We start from the raw sequence: 17,223 nt of genomic DNA, 5'->3' as shown, positions 1-17,223 counted from the left end.
GTGATGCGGATTGGGAGAAGGTGCTGCTTTCAAGCCGAAAGAAGTATAGATGTGAAGAAATTATTTTCCACTACGCGATGTGTAAATTCCTGCACCATTGTCAAATCCTGCTCAGCAAAGCATGCGGATCAGCTTGTCAATCGCGCCCCACCGCTTCCTATAATCGAAGGTCCGCTGCACGCACCGCCTTTGTGCACTTCAAAACAGGAGCACCACGATGGACTATGTGAAACTCGGCCGTACCGGCCTCGATGTATCGCGTCTTTGTCTCGGTTGCATGAGCTACGGCGTGCCGTCTCGCGGCACGCACCCCTGGTCGCTCGGCGACGAAGCGGCGCGCCCGTTCATCAAGCAGGCGCTCGACCACGGCATCAATTTCTTCGATACGGCGAACGTCTATTCCGACGGCACCAGCGAAGAAATCGTCGGCCGCGCGCTCAAGAACTTCGCGAAGCGCGACGAGATCGTGCTGGCCACCAAGGTAAACAGCCGCATGCATCCAGGGCCGAACGGCGCCGGTCTGTCGCGCAAGGCGATCATGGCGGAGATCGACAACAGCCTGAGGCGCCTCGGCACCGATTACGTCGATCTGTACCAGATCCACCGCTGGGACTACACCACGCCGATCGAGGAAACCATGGAAGCGCTCCATGATGTCGTGAAGGCCGGCAAGGCGCGCTATATCGGTGCATCGTCGATGTATGCGTGGCAATTCGCCAAGGCGCTGCACGTCGCCGAAAAACACGGCTGGACGCGTTTCGTGACGATGCAGAACTACGTGAACCTGCTGTATCGCGAGGAAGAACGCGAGATGCTGCCGCTATGCGAAAGCGAAGGCATCGGCGTGATACCGTGGAGCCCGCTGGCGCGCGGACGCCTCACGCGCGACTGGAACACCGAAAGCGCGCGCTCGGAAACCGATGCATTCGGCCGTACGCTTTACGCGCAAACCGAAGACGCGGATCGCCGCATCGTCGAGCGGGTCGGTCAGATCGCCAGCCAGCGCGGCGTGCCGCGCGCCCAGGTCGCGCTTGCGTGGGTGCTGCAAAAGAAGCCGATTACGGCGCCGATCGTCGGCGCGACCAAATTGCATCATCTGGACGACGCGGTCGCGGCGCTGTCGTTGAATCTTAGCGCGGACGAAATCCGCCAGCTCGAAGAACTGTATGTGCCGCATGCGGTAACCGGCTTCCAATAAACGGCAGACCTGCGAGGGACGAGGACAAGTGGAATCAGACGGACTCGATGGACTGGGCGTGTTCGTACGCGTCGCCGAGGCGCGCAGCTTCACCGCGGCGGCAATCGCGCTCGGCGTCACGCCCTCGGCGATCAGCCATACGATTCGCCAACTCGAGAATCGTCTCGACGTGCGGCTCTTCAATCGCACCACGCGCAGCGTCAGCCTCACTGAAGCGGGCGCTGCGTTCCTCGCGCGCGTCGAGCCGCTCGTCAGCCAGTTGCGTCTTGCGGTACAGGACATGGCCGGCTCGTCGGGCAAACCGGCAGGCATCCTGCGTCTGAACGTGCCGCGCAGCGCCAGTGTGATGCTGCTCGAACCGGTGCTGCGCGAGTTTCTCGACGCGCATCCCGACATCGGTCTCGACATCACCATCGACAACGGCATTACCGATGTGGTGTCGCAAGGCTATGACGCCGGCATTCGCTTCGGCGACGTGCTGGAGAAAGACATGATGGTGGTGCCGTTACTGTCGGATCTGCAGGCGGCGGTGGTCGCGTCGCCCGAATATCTCGCGCGGCGCGGCGTGCCGGACCATCCGCTGGCGCTGCGCAATCACGACTGTGTGCATTTTCGCGGCGAAAGCACCGGCACGCTATATCGCTGGGAATTCGAACGCGACGGCGAGAGCGTGCAGATCGAAGTCAACGGACGCTTGACCACCAACGATTCGATTCTGATGCTGCAAGCCGCGCTCGACGGCGTCGGCGTGGCGTATCTGATGAATCACTACGTGGAGCGTTTCGTGCGCAATGGGCAGCTGGTGCAGGTTCTCGCAGACTGGAGTCCGCCGATGAACCTGTATCTGTACTATTTCAATCGCAGCAGCATGCCGCCCAAGCTGCGCGTATTTATCGATTTCATCAAGCAGGTCACGAACCGCGCGGCGCTTCCGGAAAGCCTCGTTGCGGCGTTGCGCGAACCACAAGCCGCGCCTAAAGCGAAATCACAGCCGAAGCCCAAGCTCAAAACCGCTGCGGGCGCTAAACGCCCTGCCCGTGCCTGAGGCCGGACCGGGCGTCGCTCACCCATTACGTCGACCGCATCGATCACGCATCGAAGTTCGTACCCGCCGAAACCGGCGCCCACTTCAGCAACTCCGCTTGCAACGCGCCGAGCTTCTGTCCGACCCATTGCAACGCGTCGTGGCCGAGCAGCAGATGCAGCGGCGGCTCTTGCGCATCGACCGCGAGGATGATCGCATCGGCGGCCTTTTGCGGGTCGCCTGGCTGGCGGCCGTTGCGCTGCTCCAAGGCCTTGCGGAACGCGCCCGCGGTCTCGTCGTAATCGCCGATCCGGCGTTCGACATGGACCATCGACCCACCCGCCCAATTGGTGCGGAAACCGCCTGGCTCGACGATGGTCACCTTGATCCCAAGCGGCTTGACTTCCTTCGCCAGCGCCTCGGAGATGCCTTCGAGCGCGAACTTGCTGCCGTTGTAAATGCCGACGCCCGCAAACGTGGTCAACCCGCCCATCGACGTGATATTGACGATGTGTCCCGCGCGGCGTTTGCGCATGGAGGGCAGCGCCGCCTGCATCACGGCGACCGCGCCGAACACGTTGACTTCGAACTGGTGGCGCACCTGATCGAGCGTGGCCTCCTCGATCGCGCCTTCGAGACCGTAGCCCGCATTGTTCACCAGCACGTCGATGCCGCCCGTGCGTTCTTCCGCGTCGCGCACCGCCCGGTACACGGCGGCCTCATCGGTGACGTCGGCCAGCACGCCGAATGCGCGGCCGTTCGAGTTCGGTAGCGCTTCGAATTCCGCGATGCCCGCTGCATGGCGAAACGTGCCGACAACACGCTCGCCTTTCTCGAGCAGACGTTCGGCGAGGGCGCGGCCAAAGCCGCTGCTGACGCCGGTAATGAACCACGTACGCATGTGTTGCTCCTGGTGAAGTGGAAAACCGTGAAACCATTATTGGCATCACGGCGGCACGCTTCAACCACCTCGGGAGCAATAGGCTTTCAAGCAAAATTCATCAATCGGCGCGGATCGAGTCAGGCATTAGAGGGTCAAACGCGCGGCACGTCCGGTTCGAAAAACACCCAGCGCACTTGCGGAAACGCTGCCTGCAAATCGGCCTCGATCACGTTGATCGCATCGACCAACGCGCGGCCGCTCGCGTAGTCGATCATTTCCGCCTGCACCGCCACCACGACATGCCGGCCCCATTGCAGCGTAATCATATTGATGATGCCGCGAATCTCGTTACGTGCGCGCAAATGCGCCTCGATCGCACGGCGCACTTCCGGGCTCGCCGATTCGCCGACGATCATCGACTTCACTTCACGCGCCACCAGCCACGCAATCACCATCAGCAGCAGGCCCACGCCGATCGAGCCCAACGCGTCATACAGCGGATTGCCGGTCACCATCGTCAGAAGCACTGCAACGAACGCGATCGCGAGGCCGGCCAACGCGGCAATATCTTCCCCTGCCACGACCAGCAGCTCGGATTCGCGGGTCTCGCGAAACCAGCGCCACATGCTTTTGTCCGGATTCGTTTTGCGGATCTCCTTGACGGCGCCCCACAACGACAGCGCTTCGAGCACCACCGAAACGCCGAGTACTACCAGCGCCACATACGCATACTGCAGAGGCTCGCGCGCAAACAGACGATGCACGCCCTCGTACACCGAAAACGCGCCGCCTACAAAAAACAGCAGCAATGCGACGAGCAGCGAATAGAAATTGATTTCGCGACCCTTGCCCATCGGATGCAGCGGGCTCGCCGGTTTGCGCGCTTCACGCAGGCCGAACAGCAACAGCAGCTGATTGCCGCAATCGGCGGTGGAGTGAATGGCTTCGGCGAACATCGAACCGGAACCGGTGAACGCGGCCGCGGCGAACTTGCAGACGGCGATGCCGAGGTTGGCGGCGAGCGCGTAAAAAATGGCTTTCGGCGATTCTTCTTTCATCGTCGTTAATTGTTTTCCGTGAGTTTTCGGCGAGCTTTCGGTTGGCAATAGTTCGTATTATGGGCATGCCGGGCGGCATGCGTCCAACCGGCGCCGTTCTGCGCCGTGTTTTGCGCTACGTTCTGCGCCGTCTCCCCTCGCCCACAGCCCGCCGTACTACGCCCTTTCGAGCGCCGCCATCTCACGCACGATCACCAGCAGCATCGACAGGCTCGCGCCGCCGGTCGCCCGCAGATCGGCAAGCAGCCGCGCGTAGCGTTCCAGTTGCGACGTGCGCCGCTCGCGCCAGGTATGAACCAGTGCATCCGGCGTCGACGCTTCGTCGGCGTCGGCCAGCGCGCTCGTGGTCAACGCGCGCTTCAGACGCGCGAGTTCGGCCAGCGCCGTGGCGCGCGCCAGCATGTCCCAGTGCGTCGGCGCCGTCAACGCCACCGCGCGCTCGCTGATCCAGTTGTAGTTCAGCAGCGTGCCGAGCGCGAAATACACGCCCGCCACCTGCTCCAGGCTGCGCCCGCAGGTGGCCGCGACTTCGGCGATATCGAGCAAAGCCGCCGAGATGTCGCCGCTCGCGATCCGCACCGCCAGTTCGCTATCGACACCCGCATCCGCCAGCACGCGTTGCCGCTCGGACAGCGCTTCCAGATCGGCGGTCGGCAACAGCACGGGCCATTGCGGCGCGAGGCGTTGCGCGGCGTCGCGGCAACGCGCGAGCAGACCGGCGACATCGCCGTCGCTCACCGCGCCCGATTGCAGTTGCCGCAGGAACCACAACGCCGCGCGTTCGACGAGCCGCGCGACTTCAACGAACATGCGCGCTTGCACATCATCGGCGACGCGGTTATCGAGCGCGTCGATACTGCGCCATACCTCATCGAGATCGAACACGTCTCGCGCCATAATGCAGGCCCGCACGATTTCGCCAGGCTGCGCGTCCGTCTCTTCCATCAGGCGATGCACAAACTCGCAACCCACACGGTTCACCAATGCGTTGGTCAGGTGCGTCGCGAGGATTTCGCGCCGCAACGGGTGCCGCTGCATCGGTTCGCTAAAGCGCTGCCGCAACGGCTTCGGGAAATATTCGATCAGCATGTCGCTGACGAGCGGGTCTTCCGGCATCGACGATTCGAGCAGCGCGTCGTACAGCCACATCTTGCTATAGGCGAGCAATACTGCGCGTTCAGGCGAAGTCAGGCCATGTCTTGCGGCCTGGCGTTCGGCCACTTCCTCATCGGTCGGCAGAAATTCGATCACGCGATTCAATCGACCCGCACGTTCGAGCCAACGCATCAGGCGCGCCTCGGCATCGAGTAACTCGGTGCCATAACGGCCAGCAATCGAGAGCGCCTGGGTCTGGTAATAATTGTCCTGCAACACCAGCAGGCCGACTTCATCGGTCATTTCCGCGAGCAGTGCATTACGCTGCTTCTCGGTCATCTCGCCATCGGAAACGACGAGGCCGAGCAGAATCTTGATGTTGACTTCGTGATCCGAGCAATCGACGCCCGCCGAGTTGTCGATCGCATCGGTGTTGATCCGGCCGCCGCGCTGCGCGAATTCGATGCGCCCAAGTTGCGTGAGGCCGAGGTTGCCCCCTTCGGCCACCACCTTGCAGCGCAGATCGGCACCGTTCACGCGGATCGCATCGTTGGCGCGGTCGCCGACTTGCAGATGCGTTTCGCGGCTCGCCTTCACATACGTGCCGATGCCGCCGTTGTAAAGCAGATCGACAGGCGCCTGCAAAATCGCGCGCATCAGTTCGGCCGGCGCCAGCGCCGGTGCGTTGATGCCGAGTACCGCCTGCACCGCCGCGGACAACGGAATCGTTTTGGCGGTGCGTGGAAACACGCCGCCGCCGGCGGAGATCAGCGAGGGATCGTAGTCGGCCCAGCTCGAACGATCGAGTACGAAAAGGCGTCCGCGCTCGGCAAGGCTTACCGCCGGATCGGGATTCGGATCCAGAAAGATATGCCGGTGATCGAACGCGGCCACCAGTTTGATATGCGGCGACAACAGCATGCCGTTGCCGAACACGTCGCCCGACATGTCGCCGACACCGACCACGGTGAAGTCGGTCGTCTGCGTATCGACGCCCATCTCGCGGAAATGCCGCTTCACCGACTCCCATGCGCCGCGCGCGGTGATCGCCATTTTCTTGTGGTCATAGCCGACCGAACCGCCCGACGCGAATGCGTCGTCGAGCCAGAAGCCGTATTCCTGCGAGATGGCGTTCGCGTAGTCGGAGAACGTCGCCGTGCCTTTGTCGGCAGCGACCACCAGATAGGGATCGTCAGGATCGTGGCGCACCACGTCCGGCGGCGGCACCACCGCCGTGCTCGCGAGGTTGTCGGTCAAATCGAGCAGGCCGCGCAAAAACGTCTGATAGCACGCAACGCCCTCGCGCATCCAGGCATCGCGATCGGTCGGCGGCGGCGGATTCTTCACGACGAAGCCGCCTTTCGAGCCGACCGGCACGATCACAACGTTCTTCACCATTTGCGCCTTCATCAGGCCGAGCACTTCCGTGCGGAAATCTTCGCGGCGATCCGACCAGCGCAGTCCGCCGCGAGCGACACGGCCACCGCGCAAATGCACGCCTTCGACGCGCGGCGAGTACACCCAGATCTCGAACATCGGTTTCGGTTCAGGCAAACCGGGCACCTGCGCCGGATTGAACTTGAACGACAGATACGGTTTCGGCTGCCCGTTGGAGTCGAAGCGATAATAGTTCGCGCGCTGCGTCGCCTTGATCACGCCGAGAAACTGCCGGAGTATCCGGTCTTCGTCGAGATTGGGCACCTGATCGAGGGCGCTGTCGATCGTCTTCAACAAGCCGTCGACGCGCGCCTCGCGCGTGTCGCCGAACACCGGATTGAAGCGCGCGATGAACAACTCGACCAGCATGCGGGCGATCGCCGGATTGCCGGTCACCGCGCGTTCGATGTAGGCATCGCTGAAAGTCGATCCCACTTGCCGCAGGTACTTGGCATAAGCACGCAGAATCGTCACCTCGCGCGCATTCAGGTGCGCGCGCAGCACGAGGCGGTTGAAATCGTCGCTTTCGATTGCGCCCGTCCACACCTGCTCGAACGCTTCTTCGAACAGGTCTTTCACGCGCTCGATATCGAACTCCGTATCGTCCGCGACTTCAAGACCGAAGTCGTGAATCCACGCGGGCGTCGCGCCCTGTGCCTCGATCAGATAGGGCCGCTCTTCATCGACACGCACGCCCAGATGTTCGAGCATCGGCAAGCTGCGCGACAGCGCAATCGGCAGGCCGGCACGATAGACCTTGAAGCGAAACGCACGCGGTCCCGCTTCGATTGGGCGGTACAGGTTCATCGCGAGCCGCTCGCTGCCCTGCACGCGTTCGATCAGTTCGATATCGCGCACCGCGGTGCGGGCTGGATAGTCGTCGCGATAGCCGGCGGGAAACGAATCCGCGTAGTGTTGCAGCAGGCGATTGCCCTGCTCTTCGCCGAATGCGTCGAGCAAGGCGTCGGCGAGATCGTCCTGCCAGCGGCGCGATACCTGCACAAGCCGCGCTTCGAGTTCGCGCGTATCGACGCTGGGCATGCCGTCCGGTTTCGCATGCACGACGAAGTGAATGCGCGCGAGCGTCGACTCCGACAGCAGCGGCGTGAACTCGACACTCGCGCCGTTGAATGCGTCGGCCAGCAGGTTGGCGATGCGCTGGCGCAAATCGGTGTTGTACTTGTCGCGCGGAACGAACACAAGGCACGACACGAAGCGATCAAAGCGGTCGCGCCGCACGAACAGACGCGTGCGCTGGTGCTCCTGCAAACGCAGCACACCGAGCGCGATGTCGTAGAGCTGGTTCTCCTCGGCCTGGAAGAGTTCGTCGCGCGGATAGGTTTCGAGCACCGTCACCAGCGACTTGGCCAGATGACCTTTCGACAAAAATCCGGCGCGCCGCACGATGTTCGCGCATTTGCGGCGCACGATCGGTATTTCCGAGGCCGACACCAGATAAGCGGTGGACGTATACAGACCGATGAAACGCCGCTCGCCCGTGACCTTGCCGTCCGCACCGGTCATCTTGATGCCGACGTAGTCCAGATAGCCGGGCCGATGCACGGTTGCCCGCGAGTTCGCCTTGGTCAGAAAGATCGGCGACGAACCGGAGATGATATCGGCCGCGGCGGGCGGCAACGGCGTGATTTCAGCGGCGCCCGCGGGAGGCTGCGCGTCGCGCAGAATGCCGAGTCCGGAGCCGGGCACGGCGCGCAAGCCGAAACCGATATCGTGCTGCACCAGTTCATAGTCGCGCTGGCCGAGAAAGGTAAAGTGATCGGCCACCATCCATTCGAGGAACGCGCGGGCCTCGACACCTTCCGGCCCCGCCTCGCCCGCCTTCATGCCTTTGATGGTGACGCGCGCGAGTTCGACGATCTTCGGCCAGTCTTCCACCGCGGCACGCACGTCGTGCAAGACCCTGGCGATCTCGTCACGCAACGCGTCGAGCTTTGCGGCGTCGCCGCAACGATCGACTTCGAAGTGGATGAACGAGGCAAGCTGCGAACGCGTATCGGCTGCCTCTGCGGCGCCCTGGCCCACCCGCACGATGCTGCCGTCGAGGCCGCGCCAGATGCGAAACACCGGATGCACGACCGAATGCAGCGCAAGCCCGAGCCGGTTGACCGCCATCGATACCGAATCGACGAGGAACGGCATGTCGTCGTTGACGATCTCGATCACCGTGTGATCGGAGTGCCAGCCGTGCTGTTCGAGGATCGGGTTATAGACGCGCAGCCGTTCGCTGCCGGGCACGAAGCGCTGCGCGGTTTGCCAGTGCGCGAGCGCCGCGCCGTATAGATCGGCAATGGCGCGGCTTTGCAGATCGTCTGCGTCGACGAAATCGTAGTAGTGCCGCAAAAAAGGCTCGACGACGGCGAAGGCTGCTTCAGGCAATCGCCCACGTGCAAATTCGAAGACATCGTTCAGCAGGTGCGTGACGGCTTCTTCATTCTTCGCTTGCATGATGAGCTCCCCGGCGGCCGGCAATAACCGTATATCGCTTGAATCGCATGCATCGTCCGAACAGGAATTATGCACCTGCCCGCTCGAAAAGCGATGTGCGACCGCACATAGGTTATACCCGCTAGCGGAAGCCCCGAATAGGGTCTACTGTTCGCTGTTTAAAGCGGGGCTTTCGACGCGCCCGCATCCTGCGCCAGCCACGCGCGGACCTGCTCGCTGGTCCACGCCGGATCGTCGTGCGGCAGATCATGACCGGCCAGTGGATGCTCACGATGCGCGGCGCCCCACGCCACCGCGAGCTTTGCGGAACATACCGGGTTCACCAGTTTGTCGCCGCGTGAGGACAGTAGCAGCGTCGGGCAGCGCGGCTTCTCCCTCCCGGCGCTAAAGCGCGCGGCCGCCCATAGCTGCCGCAGCGCATTGCCTCGACTCACCGGCGCGTTTTGACGAATCTCGCTCCATGCGGCGAGATCGGCGGCCAGCGTCTCGACGTTATTGCACGTCAACCGATGAATGCCCACTTCGGCGCGCTGGGCATCGCGCCAATGCGCGGCCACCTCGAAGAGCGTCGGCCATGCCGATGGACGCAGCCGCTCGTGCATGCGGCTGAACGGCCGCATGCTGGTATTGATCAGCACGAGCCGCTCGATCTCGCCGGGATGACGCTGCGCCCAGTCCGTCGCCACCATGCCGCCGAGCGACATCGCGAGCACGCGATACGGACCGGTCGCCTTACTTTGCAAAGCAGCCAGCCGCACGAAGCCCACCATATCCGCCACCGCGGCCGGCGCGCGCAAATTGTTGAACTCGCCGTTGCCGGGCAGATCGAGCAGCAGCAGGCGATCGCTGCCGATTGCGTCACGCAGCAAGTCGGGCAAGCGGCCCCAGTGCCGTGTTTCGCGTGTGAGTCCGCGCAATAGAATCCACGTGCTCATACGCCTTCCGCCTTATACCAAAGGTCGATTGCGCTTTGCAGCAGTTGTTCGCGACGACTGCCCTCCGGCAGCCAGCGCTGCGAAGAGAACGCCGCGCGCGCTAGAAAGTCGAACAGGTTCGCATGACGCCGCAGCACGCGTGCGGTGCGATGCGCTTTCACCGGATTGAACATGCCCTGACGCGAAAACAGTTGGCGTGGATTCTTCTTGATCCACAGCCACGAGCCCAGTTCGAGCGTCATCGGCAGAAATACGTTGGGTGGCGGCGTGCGGTCGTACGCATAATCCCACAGATCGCCATGCAACAGATACTGGTGGCTCTGCGGTTCGAACGCGTAGCCGTGATGCGGATGCGCGCGTTCGAACATGGTCTTCAGCGCGTACATTTCCGGCAGATGCGGCATCAGCTTGCGGGTGCGCGCATACGGAAACCAGATACTGTCGCGCCAGCCATAACCCGAGTGGCAGTCCAGCGCGATGCTGAGCGGCCGCGCGGCCAGTTCGGTTTCGACTACCCGTAGCAGCGCCGCGGCTTCGGGCTCCATCGGCGCGCCCAGCGGGCCGCGATACCAGGGCAGCCATGCGCCCAGACGCTGACCGCCTGCCAGCAACGGCACACGTTCGTCGGCGTTCTGCGGCGCGTTGCGCATCAGATCGACGCCATTGGGGTTGGCGCGCGTGGCGGCCCACATGCCTCCCGGATTGACGATCGGCATAAAGATCAGACGAATCGATTGCAGCTGCCGCACCAGCAGTTCGTCCCATTCGAGTCGCGCCAGCAGCGCGCGCATGTAGTCGAGCACGAGTTGCGAGCCGATCCGTTCGAGTCCATGAATGCCGCCGAAAAACCCGATCGCCGGCGCAAGGGGGTCGCTCGACCCCATGCTCGCCGTGTGCACGGCGAAATGCCTGCCACGCACCGTCGTCTCGCAGGCGGTGCGGATTTCGAAGTTGGCGCCGCCCTGTTCGAGGATCGTCTTGAGATCTTCGTACTCCGCAAAACTGTCGGGAAGAAAACTCAAAGGCTGCATGACGACGGCGAATGGAACTGCAAGGTTATTGGGGACGGCACAGCGAATGACGCAATATAGCCTGGCTTGCGGCGATCATGAACAGCCAGGCCCGCCCCGCGCAGATCATGTCATAAGGGTGTCATTTTCTGTTCAGCCGTTTGACTTCAATTTGCCTTGCCGCAGACGCAAAACGGACACTAAAAGATATAGTCGTCTAGACGTTGCGATGCCTTCACTCAACCGTCACAGACGCTTCCTAGAATGAGCCCCACACATTCCGACAACGGCCGGATGCATCAAGGGCTACTTATTTATGGAAGCGATTCGGGAAGCAATTCGTATCGAACGGCTGAGCAAGACGTTCGGCAACGGCCGCAAGGCACTGGACGAAATCGATTTGCGCGTCGAGCCCGGCGAAATGGTCGCGCTGATCGGCGCATCGGGCTCAGGCAAGTCGACGCTTCTGCGGCATATCGCGGGCTTCACCGCTTCGGATGCGCAGCCGTCGCGGATCGAGATTCTCGGCCGGCCGATTCAGCAGAACGGCCGCATCGTACGTGAAGTGCGGCGCATTCGCCGCGATATCAGCTTCGTGTTTCAGCAATTCAATCTGGTGAACCGCTTGTCGGTCGAAAGCAACGTGCTGATCGGCGCGCTGGCGCGCCTGCCGTTCTGGCGCCGTCTGTTCGGGCGTTTTCCGCGTGCGGAGCGGGCTTTGTCGATGGCCGCGCTCGATGAAGTCGGCATTGCCGAACATGCGCGCGAACGCGCCGCCACCCTTTCCGGCGGCCAGCAGCAGCGCGCGGCATTGGCGCGTGCGCTGGTGCAACGCGCTCGCATCGTGCTGGCCGACGAACCGATCGCCTCGCTCGACCCCGAATCGTCGCGCCGCGTCATGGACATGCTGCGTACGTTGAATATCGAGCATCAGCTGACAGTGCTGGTGTCGCTGCACCAGGTGGACATCGCGATGCAGTATTGCCCGCGCACTGTTGCGTTGCGACGCGGCAAGATCGTCTACGACGGCCCGTCCGCCGCGCTGACCCCGGCCCTGCTCAAGAAGCTTTACGGCGACGACGCCCGCGAACTGCTCGACGACACGGCCAACAGCGCCAACACTGCGGAAAGCACCGCAGCGACGCCTGACGAAACACCCGCCTCGACGCGTTACGCGTTTGCCCTCAATCCAGCGCACTCGAGTTAAGCGCGCTTCCCGACTCTGTCCACTCAACCGGATCTCAACCGATGAAATTCCTGCGTTCATTGATCACGCTGACCGTCGGCGCCGCCGCGTTCGCCTGCGTCGCCACCGCACAAGCCGAAGACATCAATCTCGGCATCATCTCGACTGATTCGTCCTCCGTGCTGAAACAGCGCTGGGAACCGCTGATCGACGACATGAACAAACAAACCGGCCTGAACGTCAAGGCGTTTTTCGCGACCGACTACGCCGGCATCATCGAAGGCATGCGCTTCAATAAAGTGCAGGTCGGCTATTTCGGCAACGCCTCGGCGATCGAAGCGGTCGATCGCTCGCAAGGCGAAGTGTTCGCCAAGGTCGAGTACGCGAACGGCGACGCCGGTTATTACTCGGTGCTGATCACCAACGTGAACAGCCGCTTCAAGACGCTCGATGACGTCTTCAGGAACACCAGGGACGTCACGCTCGGCTTCGGCGATCCGAACTCCACATCGGGCACGCTGATTCCGGGCTACTACCTGTTCGCCAAACACAATACGCCGGTCAACACCTCGTTCAAGACCGTGTTGCCGTCGAGCCATGAGGCGAACCTGCTGGCCGTGGTGAACAACAAAATCGACATCGCCACCAACAACACCGAGATGCTCGACACGCTCAAGAAGCAGCATCCGGACAAGTTCGCGCAAGTGCGGGTGTTATGGACCTCGCCGCTGATTCCGTCGGACCCGCTGGTGTGGCGCAAGGATCTGCCGCAAGCCACCAAGGACAAGATCCGCAATTTCTTCCTGAACTACGCGAAGTCCGATCCGCATGAAAAGGCGGTGATGGCGGCGATCACCGGCTATGCCGGCTTCGCGGCCTCCACGGATGCACAGTTGCTGCCGATCCGCCAGGTCGCGCTGTTCCAGCAGAAGCAGAAGATCGAGAGCGACACGCATCTTTCCGCTGACGACCGCAAGACCCAGCTGGCCGCGCTCGATGCGAAGCTGAGCGCGCTCAACGTGCCCGCAGCGAAGCAATGAACACGGCCGATCTGGTCACGTCGCCGGCGCGCGCGAACGAGGCGCTCGCGGCATCGGCGGCACGGCATGCCGCGCCGGCCGCGGGCAAGCGCAGCTGGCTGTCGCTGCTCGGCTGGATCGCGGTGCTCGCCGTGTTGGGCGGAGCCTGGCACGGCGCCGACATGCGCCCGCTCGACCTGCTCAGCGACGCCGGCAACATGGGCCAGTTCGCCAAGGACTTTTTCCCGCCGGACTTCACCGAGTGGCGCAACTATCTGCACGAGATGGTTGTGACGCTTTCGGTGGCGGTGTGGGGCACCGCCCTCTCGCTGGTGTGCGCGGTGCCGTGCGGGCTGATGTCCGCGCACAACATGGCGCCGATGTGGATCGTGCAGCCGATGCGCCGCCTGATGGATGCCTGCCGCGCGATCAACGAAATGGTCTTCGCGATGCTGTTCATCGTCGCGGTCGGCCTCGGTCCGTTCGCCGGCGTGCTGGCCTTGTGGGTGCACACCACCGGTGTGCTCGCCAAACTGTTTGCCGAAGCGGTCGAGGCGATCGATCCGCGTCCGGCCGAAGGCGTCCGCGCAACCGGCGCAACCAGTCTCGACGAAATCATCTACGCCGTGCTGCCGCAAGTGCTGCCGTTGTGGATCTCGTACGCGTTGTATCGCTTCGAATCCAACGTGCGCTCAGCGATGGTGGTCGGCATGGTCGGCGCGGGCGGCATTGGCGTGGTGCTGTACGAGGCGATCCGCTCGTTCAACTATGCGCAGACCGCTGCGGTGATGATCATGGTGATCGTGGTCGTGACGGCGATCGATCTGGCTTCCGCGTGGCTGCGGGAGCGTGTGACCTGAACGCGGCGCCATCGTTGCCCGCGCACGGATCACGCTGGGTGCCGTCCCAATCCGGATTTGAAGCGGTGAAGCATGCGCACGCGTACGTTCAGGCTCACGCGAATTGCACAAGCGTGGCGTCGATCGCATCGGCGAGCGTATTGAAGGCCGGCGCGATCTCTTCGTCCGGCACGCACGCGTAGCCGATCAGCAAGCCCGACGGCGCGAGCGACGGTTGCGCGTAATACCCCGACAAGGGCCGCACGACGATATTGCGCTCCAGCGCCGCCGCGGCCACCGCGCGGTCGTCGGTGCCTTCGGGCAACTGCATCACGAGATGCAAACCGGCATCGCCGCCGACTGCCGGCAGCGCATCGCCATAACGGCACGCGGCGGCGTCGAGCAGGGCCTGGCGCCGCTGACCGTAAAGCGTGCGCATCTTGCGGATGTGCGACGTGAAATGCCCTTCCGCGATGAACTCCGCGAGCATCGCCTGTTGCAGCAACTGTCCTTCGCGGTACAGCTCCGCACTCGCGGTGGCAAAGCTCTCCGCCAGCGCCTCGGGCACGACCAGGTAGCCGATGCGCAAACCCGGAAACAGCGTCTTGCCGAAGCTGCCCACGTAAATCACCTGGCCGGACGTGTCCAGACCTTGCAGCGATGCCAGCGGCCGGCTGCCGTAGCGGTATTCGCTGTCGTAGTCGTCCTCGATGATCCAGCATTGGTTCTGCCGCGCATATTCGAGCAGCATGCGGCGCCGCGCGAGGCTCATCACCATGCCGAGCGGATATTGATGCGAGGGCGTGACGAGCATCAGCTTCGGCGGCTGCGCGAGGTCGTCGGCGGACGGATTGATGCCCTCTTCGTCGACGGCGATCGGCCGCGATTGCAGGCCGGACACGTGCATGACGCTGCGCACGCCCCAATAGCAGGGGTCTTCGGTCCAGATCACGTCGCCCGGATCGGACAGCAGGCGCACGGCCAGATCGACCGACTGGTGAATCCCGGTCGTGATGATGATCTGCTCGGGCGTGCAACGCACCGAGCGCGACGTACGCAGATAGTCCGCCAGCGCGTGCCGCAGCAACGCCAGGCCGCCGCCCGGCGCGTAAGTCAGCAGGTCCGGACGCAGCCGGCGCCAGTACTTGTTATGCAAGCGGCTCCACACGCGGGCCGGAAACTTTGTGACATCCGGCACGCCCGGCATGAACGCGCCCCATTGACGCTTGGACACGCCCGCGCCCGCAATCAGCCTCGCGCCGCGCGTGGACAGCGCGCGCTTGGCCTGCAACGGCAGCGGGAGCGGCTCGGGCCGCGCCGCGGGCGCCTCGGCATCGGGCGCGCCGACGATTTCGTCCGGCGCACTATCGGCGACGAAGGTGCCGCGCCCGGTCGCCGAGCTCACATAGCCTTCGAGGGCCAACTGCTCATACACTTGGGTAACGGTATTGCGCCCGATGCCCAGTTCCTGCGCCAGCAAACGCGACGACGGCACCTTCGTGCCCGCCGGCAATTCACGCGACAGAATCGCTTGCTGCAACAGCCGATGCAGCTGACGATAGATCGGCTGGCCGTTGCCACGATCGAGGCGCTGCGCCAGCCAGTCGGACAAAACGCTCGCGCGCATGATTGGCTCCTACATTTTTATTGAAATGGCTCTGAAGTTAAGAGCCAAATCTCATTATAGTCGCTGCATGTGCTGCGCTGTGGGCGCGGCGTCCATCGGCGGCCCCCCGCAAAAACCGAGGAGTGAGGAGATGACTATGAAGAATGCTGAACTGAAGAGCCGCAAGGATGCCGCCACGCCGCGCGGTGTAGGCGTGATGTGCGATTTCTACGCCGAGCGCGCTGAGAACGCCGAGTTGTGGGACGTCGAGGGCCGCCGTTTCATCGACTTCGCTGCGGGCATTGCGGTGTGCAACACCGGCCACCGTCATCCGAAGATTCTGGCGGCGATCCGCGACCAGCTCAATCATTTCACGCACACTGCGTATCAGATCGTGCCGTACGCGTCGTACGTCGAACTGGCCGAGAAGATCAATCAACGCGCGCCGGGCGACTATCCGAAGAAGACGGCATTCTTCACGACGGGTGCCGAGGCGGTCGAAAACGCGATCAAGATTGCCCGCGCTGCGACCGGCCGTCCGGGCGTGATTGCCTTTACCGGCGGTTTTCATGGCCGCACGCTGATGGGCATGGCACTGACCGGCAAGGTTGCACCGTACAAGCTCGGCTTTGGTCCGTTCCCTTCGGACGTGTTCCATGCACCGTTCCCGAATCCGCTGCACGGCGTGACGACTGCCGATTCGCTGAAGGCGATCGAGTTTCTGTTGAAGGCCGACATCGATCCGAAGCGTGTCGCGGCGATCATTTTTGAACCGGTTCAGGGCGAAGGCGGTTTTTATCCCGCGCCGCCCGAGTTTGTGCGTGCATTGCGGAAGTTGTGCAATGAGCACGGGATTTTGCTGATCGCTGATGAAGTGCAGACGGGTTTTGCCCGTACCGGGAAGTTGTTTGCGATGCATCACTACGATGTGGTGCCTGATCTGATGACGATGGCCAAGAGCCTGGCCGGCGGCATGCCGTTGTCGGGTGTCGTTGGTCGCGCCGACGTGATGGATGCTGCGGCGCCTGGTGGCCTGGGCGGCACCTATGCCGGTAACCCGTTGGCGGTTGCTGCTGCGCATGCTGTGCTCGATATCATCGATGAAGAGAAGCTCTGCGAGCGGGCTGTTGTGCTTGGTGATCGCGTTAAAGCGAAGCTGATCGCGCTTCAAAGCGAGGTTCCGCAGATTGCCGATGTGCGCGGGCCTGGGGGGATGGTTGCTGTTGAATTCTGCAAGGCTGGCACTTCCGAGCCGGATGCTGAGTTCACCAAGCGGGTGCAGGCTCGTGCGCTTGAGCGCGGGTTGTTGTTGCTCGTTTGTGGTGTTTATTCGAACGTCGTTCGGTTCCTGTTTCCGCTCACTATTCAGGATTCTGTCTTCGATGAGGCTTTGGTTATTCTTGAAGACGTGATTAAGGAGACCGTGGCGGTTGTTGTTTAAGGGTTTTTTTGCCTTGCGCGGCGCTT

At 62.8% G+C, this 17,223-nt stretch carries 12 protein-coding genes; 6 read left to right on the top strand and 6 right to left on the bottom strand.

What is annotated here, in order from left to right:
• The first annotated feature begins 217 nt into the window (after positions 1-217).
• Together WN982_RS27080 and WN982_RS27075 are read left to right on the top strand one after the other, a co-directional pair.
• Complete coding sequence (locus WN982_RS27080) at positions 218-1,198, top strand: aldo/keto reductase (RefSeq protein ID WP_341318672.1); 981 nt, start codon at positions 218-220, stop codon at positions 1,196-1,198.
• A gap of 28 nt (positions 1,199-1,226) precedes the next feature.
• On the top strand, positions 1,227-2,243 hold the full coding sequence (locus WN982_RS27075) for a LysR family transcriptional regulator (RefSeq protein WP_341318671.1): 1,017 nt from the start codon (positions 1,227-1,229) through the stop codon (positions 2,241-2,243).
• A 43-nt stretch (positions 2,244-2,286) separates the two neighbouring features.
• On the opposite strand, the gene WN982_RS27070 is transcribed toward WN982_RS27075, so the two are convergent.
• The 5 genes from WN982_RS27070 to WN982_RS27050 form a co-directional block, all read right to left on the bottom strand.
• Complete coding sequence (locus tag WN982_RS27070) at positions 2,287-3,123, bottom strand: oxidoreductase (RefSeq protein WP_341318670.1); 837 nt, start codon at positions 3,121-3,123, stop codon at positions 2,287-2,289.
• Between the two features lie 134 nt (positions 3,124-3,257).
• Entirely contained in the window at positions 3,258-4,163 is a 906-nt protein-coding gene (locus WN982_RS27065) for a cation diffusion facilitator family transporter (RefSeq protein WP_341318669.1), read from the bottom strand.
• 156 nt (positions 4,164-4,319) lie between these two features.
• Positions 4,320-9,161 carry an NAD-glutamate dehydrogenase gene (locus tag WN982_RS27060; RefSeq protein WP_341318668.1) on the bottom strand — a complete coding sequence of 1,614 codons (4,842 nt, stop codon included), beginning with the start codon at positions 9,159-9,161 and terminating at the stop codon, positions 4,320-4,322.
• Between the two features lie 158 nt (positions 9,162-9,319).
• The gene (locus WN982_RS27055) at positions 9,320-10,096 is read right to left on the bottom strand and encodes an alpha/beta hydrolase (protein WP_341318667.1); all 777 of its coding nucleotides are present in this window, start codon (positions 10,094-10,096) and stop codon (positions 9,320-9,322) included.
• Positions 10,093-11,127 (bottom strand): M14 family zinc carboxypeptidase, encoded by a 1,035-nt coding sequence (locus WN982_RS27050; protein ID WP_341318666.1) that lies wholly within the window; start codon positions 11,125-11,127, stop codon positions 10,093-10,095. The genes WN982_RS27055 and WN982_RS27050 overlap by 4 nt, the downstream gene beginning before the upstream one ends.
• 295 nt (positions 11,128-11,422) lie before the next feature.
• Here WN982_RS27050 and phnC point away from each other — a divergent pair, with 295 nt between their 5' ends.
• Genes phnC through phnE form a run of 3 tightly spaced genes read left to right on the top strand, consistent with a single transcriptional unit; the run spans position 11,423 to position 14,171 of the window.
• Positions 11,423-12,313, top strand: a complete 891-nt coding sequence (gene phnC, locus WN982_RS27045) for a phosphonate ABC transporter ATP-binding protein (protein ID WP_341318665.1) — start codon at positions 11,423-11,425, stop codon at positions 12,311-12,313.
• Positions 12,314-12,354: 41 nt separating this feature from the next.
• Positions 12,355-13,332 (top strand): phosphonate ABC transporter substrate-binding protein, encoded by a 978-nt coding sequence (gene phnD, locus WN982_RS27040; protein WP_341318664.1) that lies wholly within the window; start codon positions 12,355-12,357, stop codon positions 13,330-13,332.
• Entirely contained in the window at positions 13,329-14,171 is an 843-nt protein-coding gene (phnE, locus tag WN982_RS27035; RefSeq protein ID WP_341318663.1) for a phosphonate ABC transporter, permease protein PhnE, read from the top strand. Before phnD ends, phnE begins: the two co-directional genes overlap by 4 nt.
• A 94-nt stretch (positions 14,172-14,265) precedes the next feature.
• Here the strand turns inward: phnE and WN982_RS27030 are convergent, their stop codons facing one another.
• The gene (locus WN982_RS27030) at positions 14,266-15,777 is read right to left on the bottom strand and encodes a PLP-dependent aminotransferase family protein (RefSeq protein ID WP_341318662.1); all 1,512 of its coding nucleotides are present in this window, start codon (positions 15,775-15,777) and stop codon (positions 14,266-14,268) included.
• A 136-nt stretch (positions 15,778-15,913) separates the two neighbouring features.
• Between WN982_RS27030 and WN982_RS27025 the strand changes: the two genes are divergently transcribed.
• Complete coding sequence (locus WN982_RS27025; RefSeq protein WP_341319435.1) at positions 15,914-17,197, top strand: 4-aminobutyrate--2-oxoglutarate transaminase; 1,284 nt, start codon at positions 15,914-15,916, stop codon at positions 17,195-17,197.
• The last annotated feature ends 26 nt before the right edge of the window (positions 17,198-17,223 follow it).

Source organism: Paraburkholderia sp. IMGN_8, assembly GCF_038050405.1.
In the GTDB taxonomy this organism is placed as follows: Bacteria; Pseudomonadota; Gammaproteobacteria; order Burkholderiales; family Burkholderiaceae; genus Paraburkholderia.
This window is presented reverse-complemented; position numbering and strand designations above follow the sequence as displayed.

Excerpts from the sequence above, each read along its gene's own strand:
- WN982_RS27080 (WP_341318672.1), top strand. The coding sequence starts at position 218 with ATGGACTATGTGAAACTCGGCCGTACCGGCCTCGATGTATCGCGTCTT.
- WN982_RS27070 (WP_341318670.1), bottom strand. The coding sequence starts at position 3,123 with ATGCGTACGTGGTTCATTACCGGCGTCAGCAGCGGCTTTGGCCGCGCC.
- WN982_RS27065 (WP_341318669.1), bottom strand. The coding sequence starts at position 4,163 with ATGAAAGAAGAATCGCCGAAAGCCATTTTTTACGCGCTCGCCGCCAAC.
- WN982_RS27060 (WP_341318668.1), bottom strand. The coding sequence starts at position 9,161 with ATGCAAGCGAAGAATGAAGAAGCCGTCACGCACCTGCTGAACGATGTC.
- WN982_RS27055 (WP_341318667.1), bottom strand. The coding sequence starts at position 10,096 with ATGAGCACGTGGATTCTATTGCGCGGACTCACACGCGAAACACGGCAC.
- WN982_RS27050 (WP_341318666.1), bottom strand. The coding sequence starts at position 11,127 with ATGCAGCCTTTGAGTTTTCTTCCCGACAGTTTTGCGGAGTACGAAGAT.
- phnC (WP_341318665.1), top strand. The coding sequence starts at position 11,423 with ATGGAAGCGATTCGGGAAGCAATTCGTATCGAACGGCTGAGCAAGACG.
- phnD (WP_341318664.1), top strand. The coding sequence starts at position 12,355 with ATGAAATTCCTGCGTTCATTGATCACGCTGACCGTCGGCGCCGCCGCG.
- phnE (WP_341318663.1), top strand. The coding sequence starts at position 13,329 with ATGAACACGGCCGATCTGGTCACGTCGCCGGCGCGCGCGAACGAGGCG.
- WN982_RS27030 (WP_341318662.1), bottom strand. The coding sequence starts at position 15,777 with ATGCGCGCGAGCGTTTTGTCCGACTGGCTGGCGCAGCGCCTCGATCGT.
- WN982_RS27025 (WP_341319435.1), top strand. The coding sequence starts at position 15,914 with ATGAAGAATGCTGAACTGAAGAGCCGCAAGGATGCCGCCACGCCGCGC.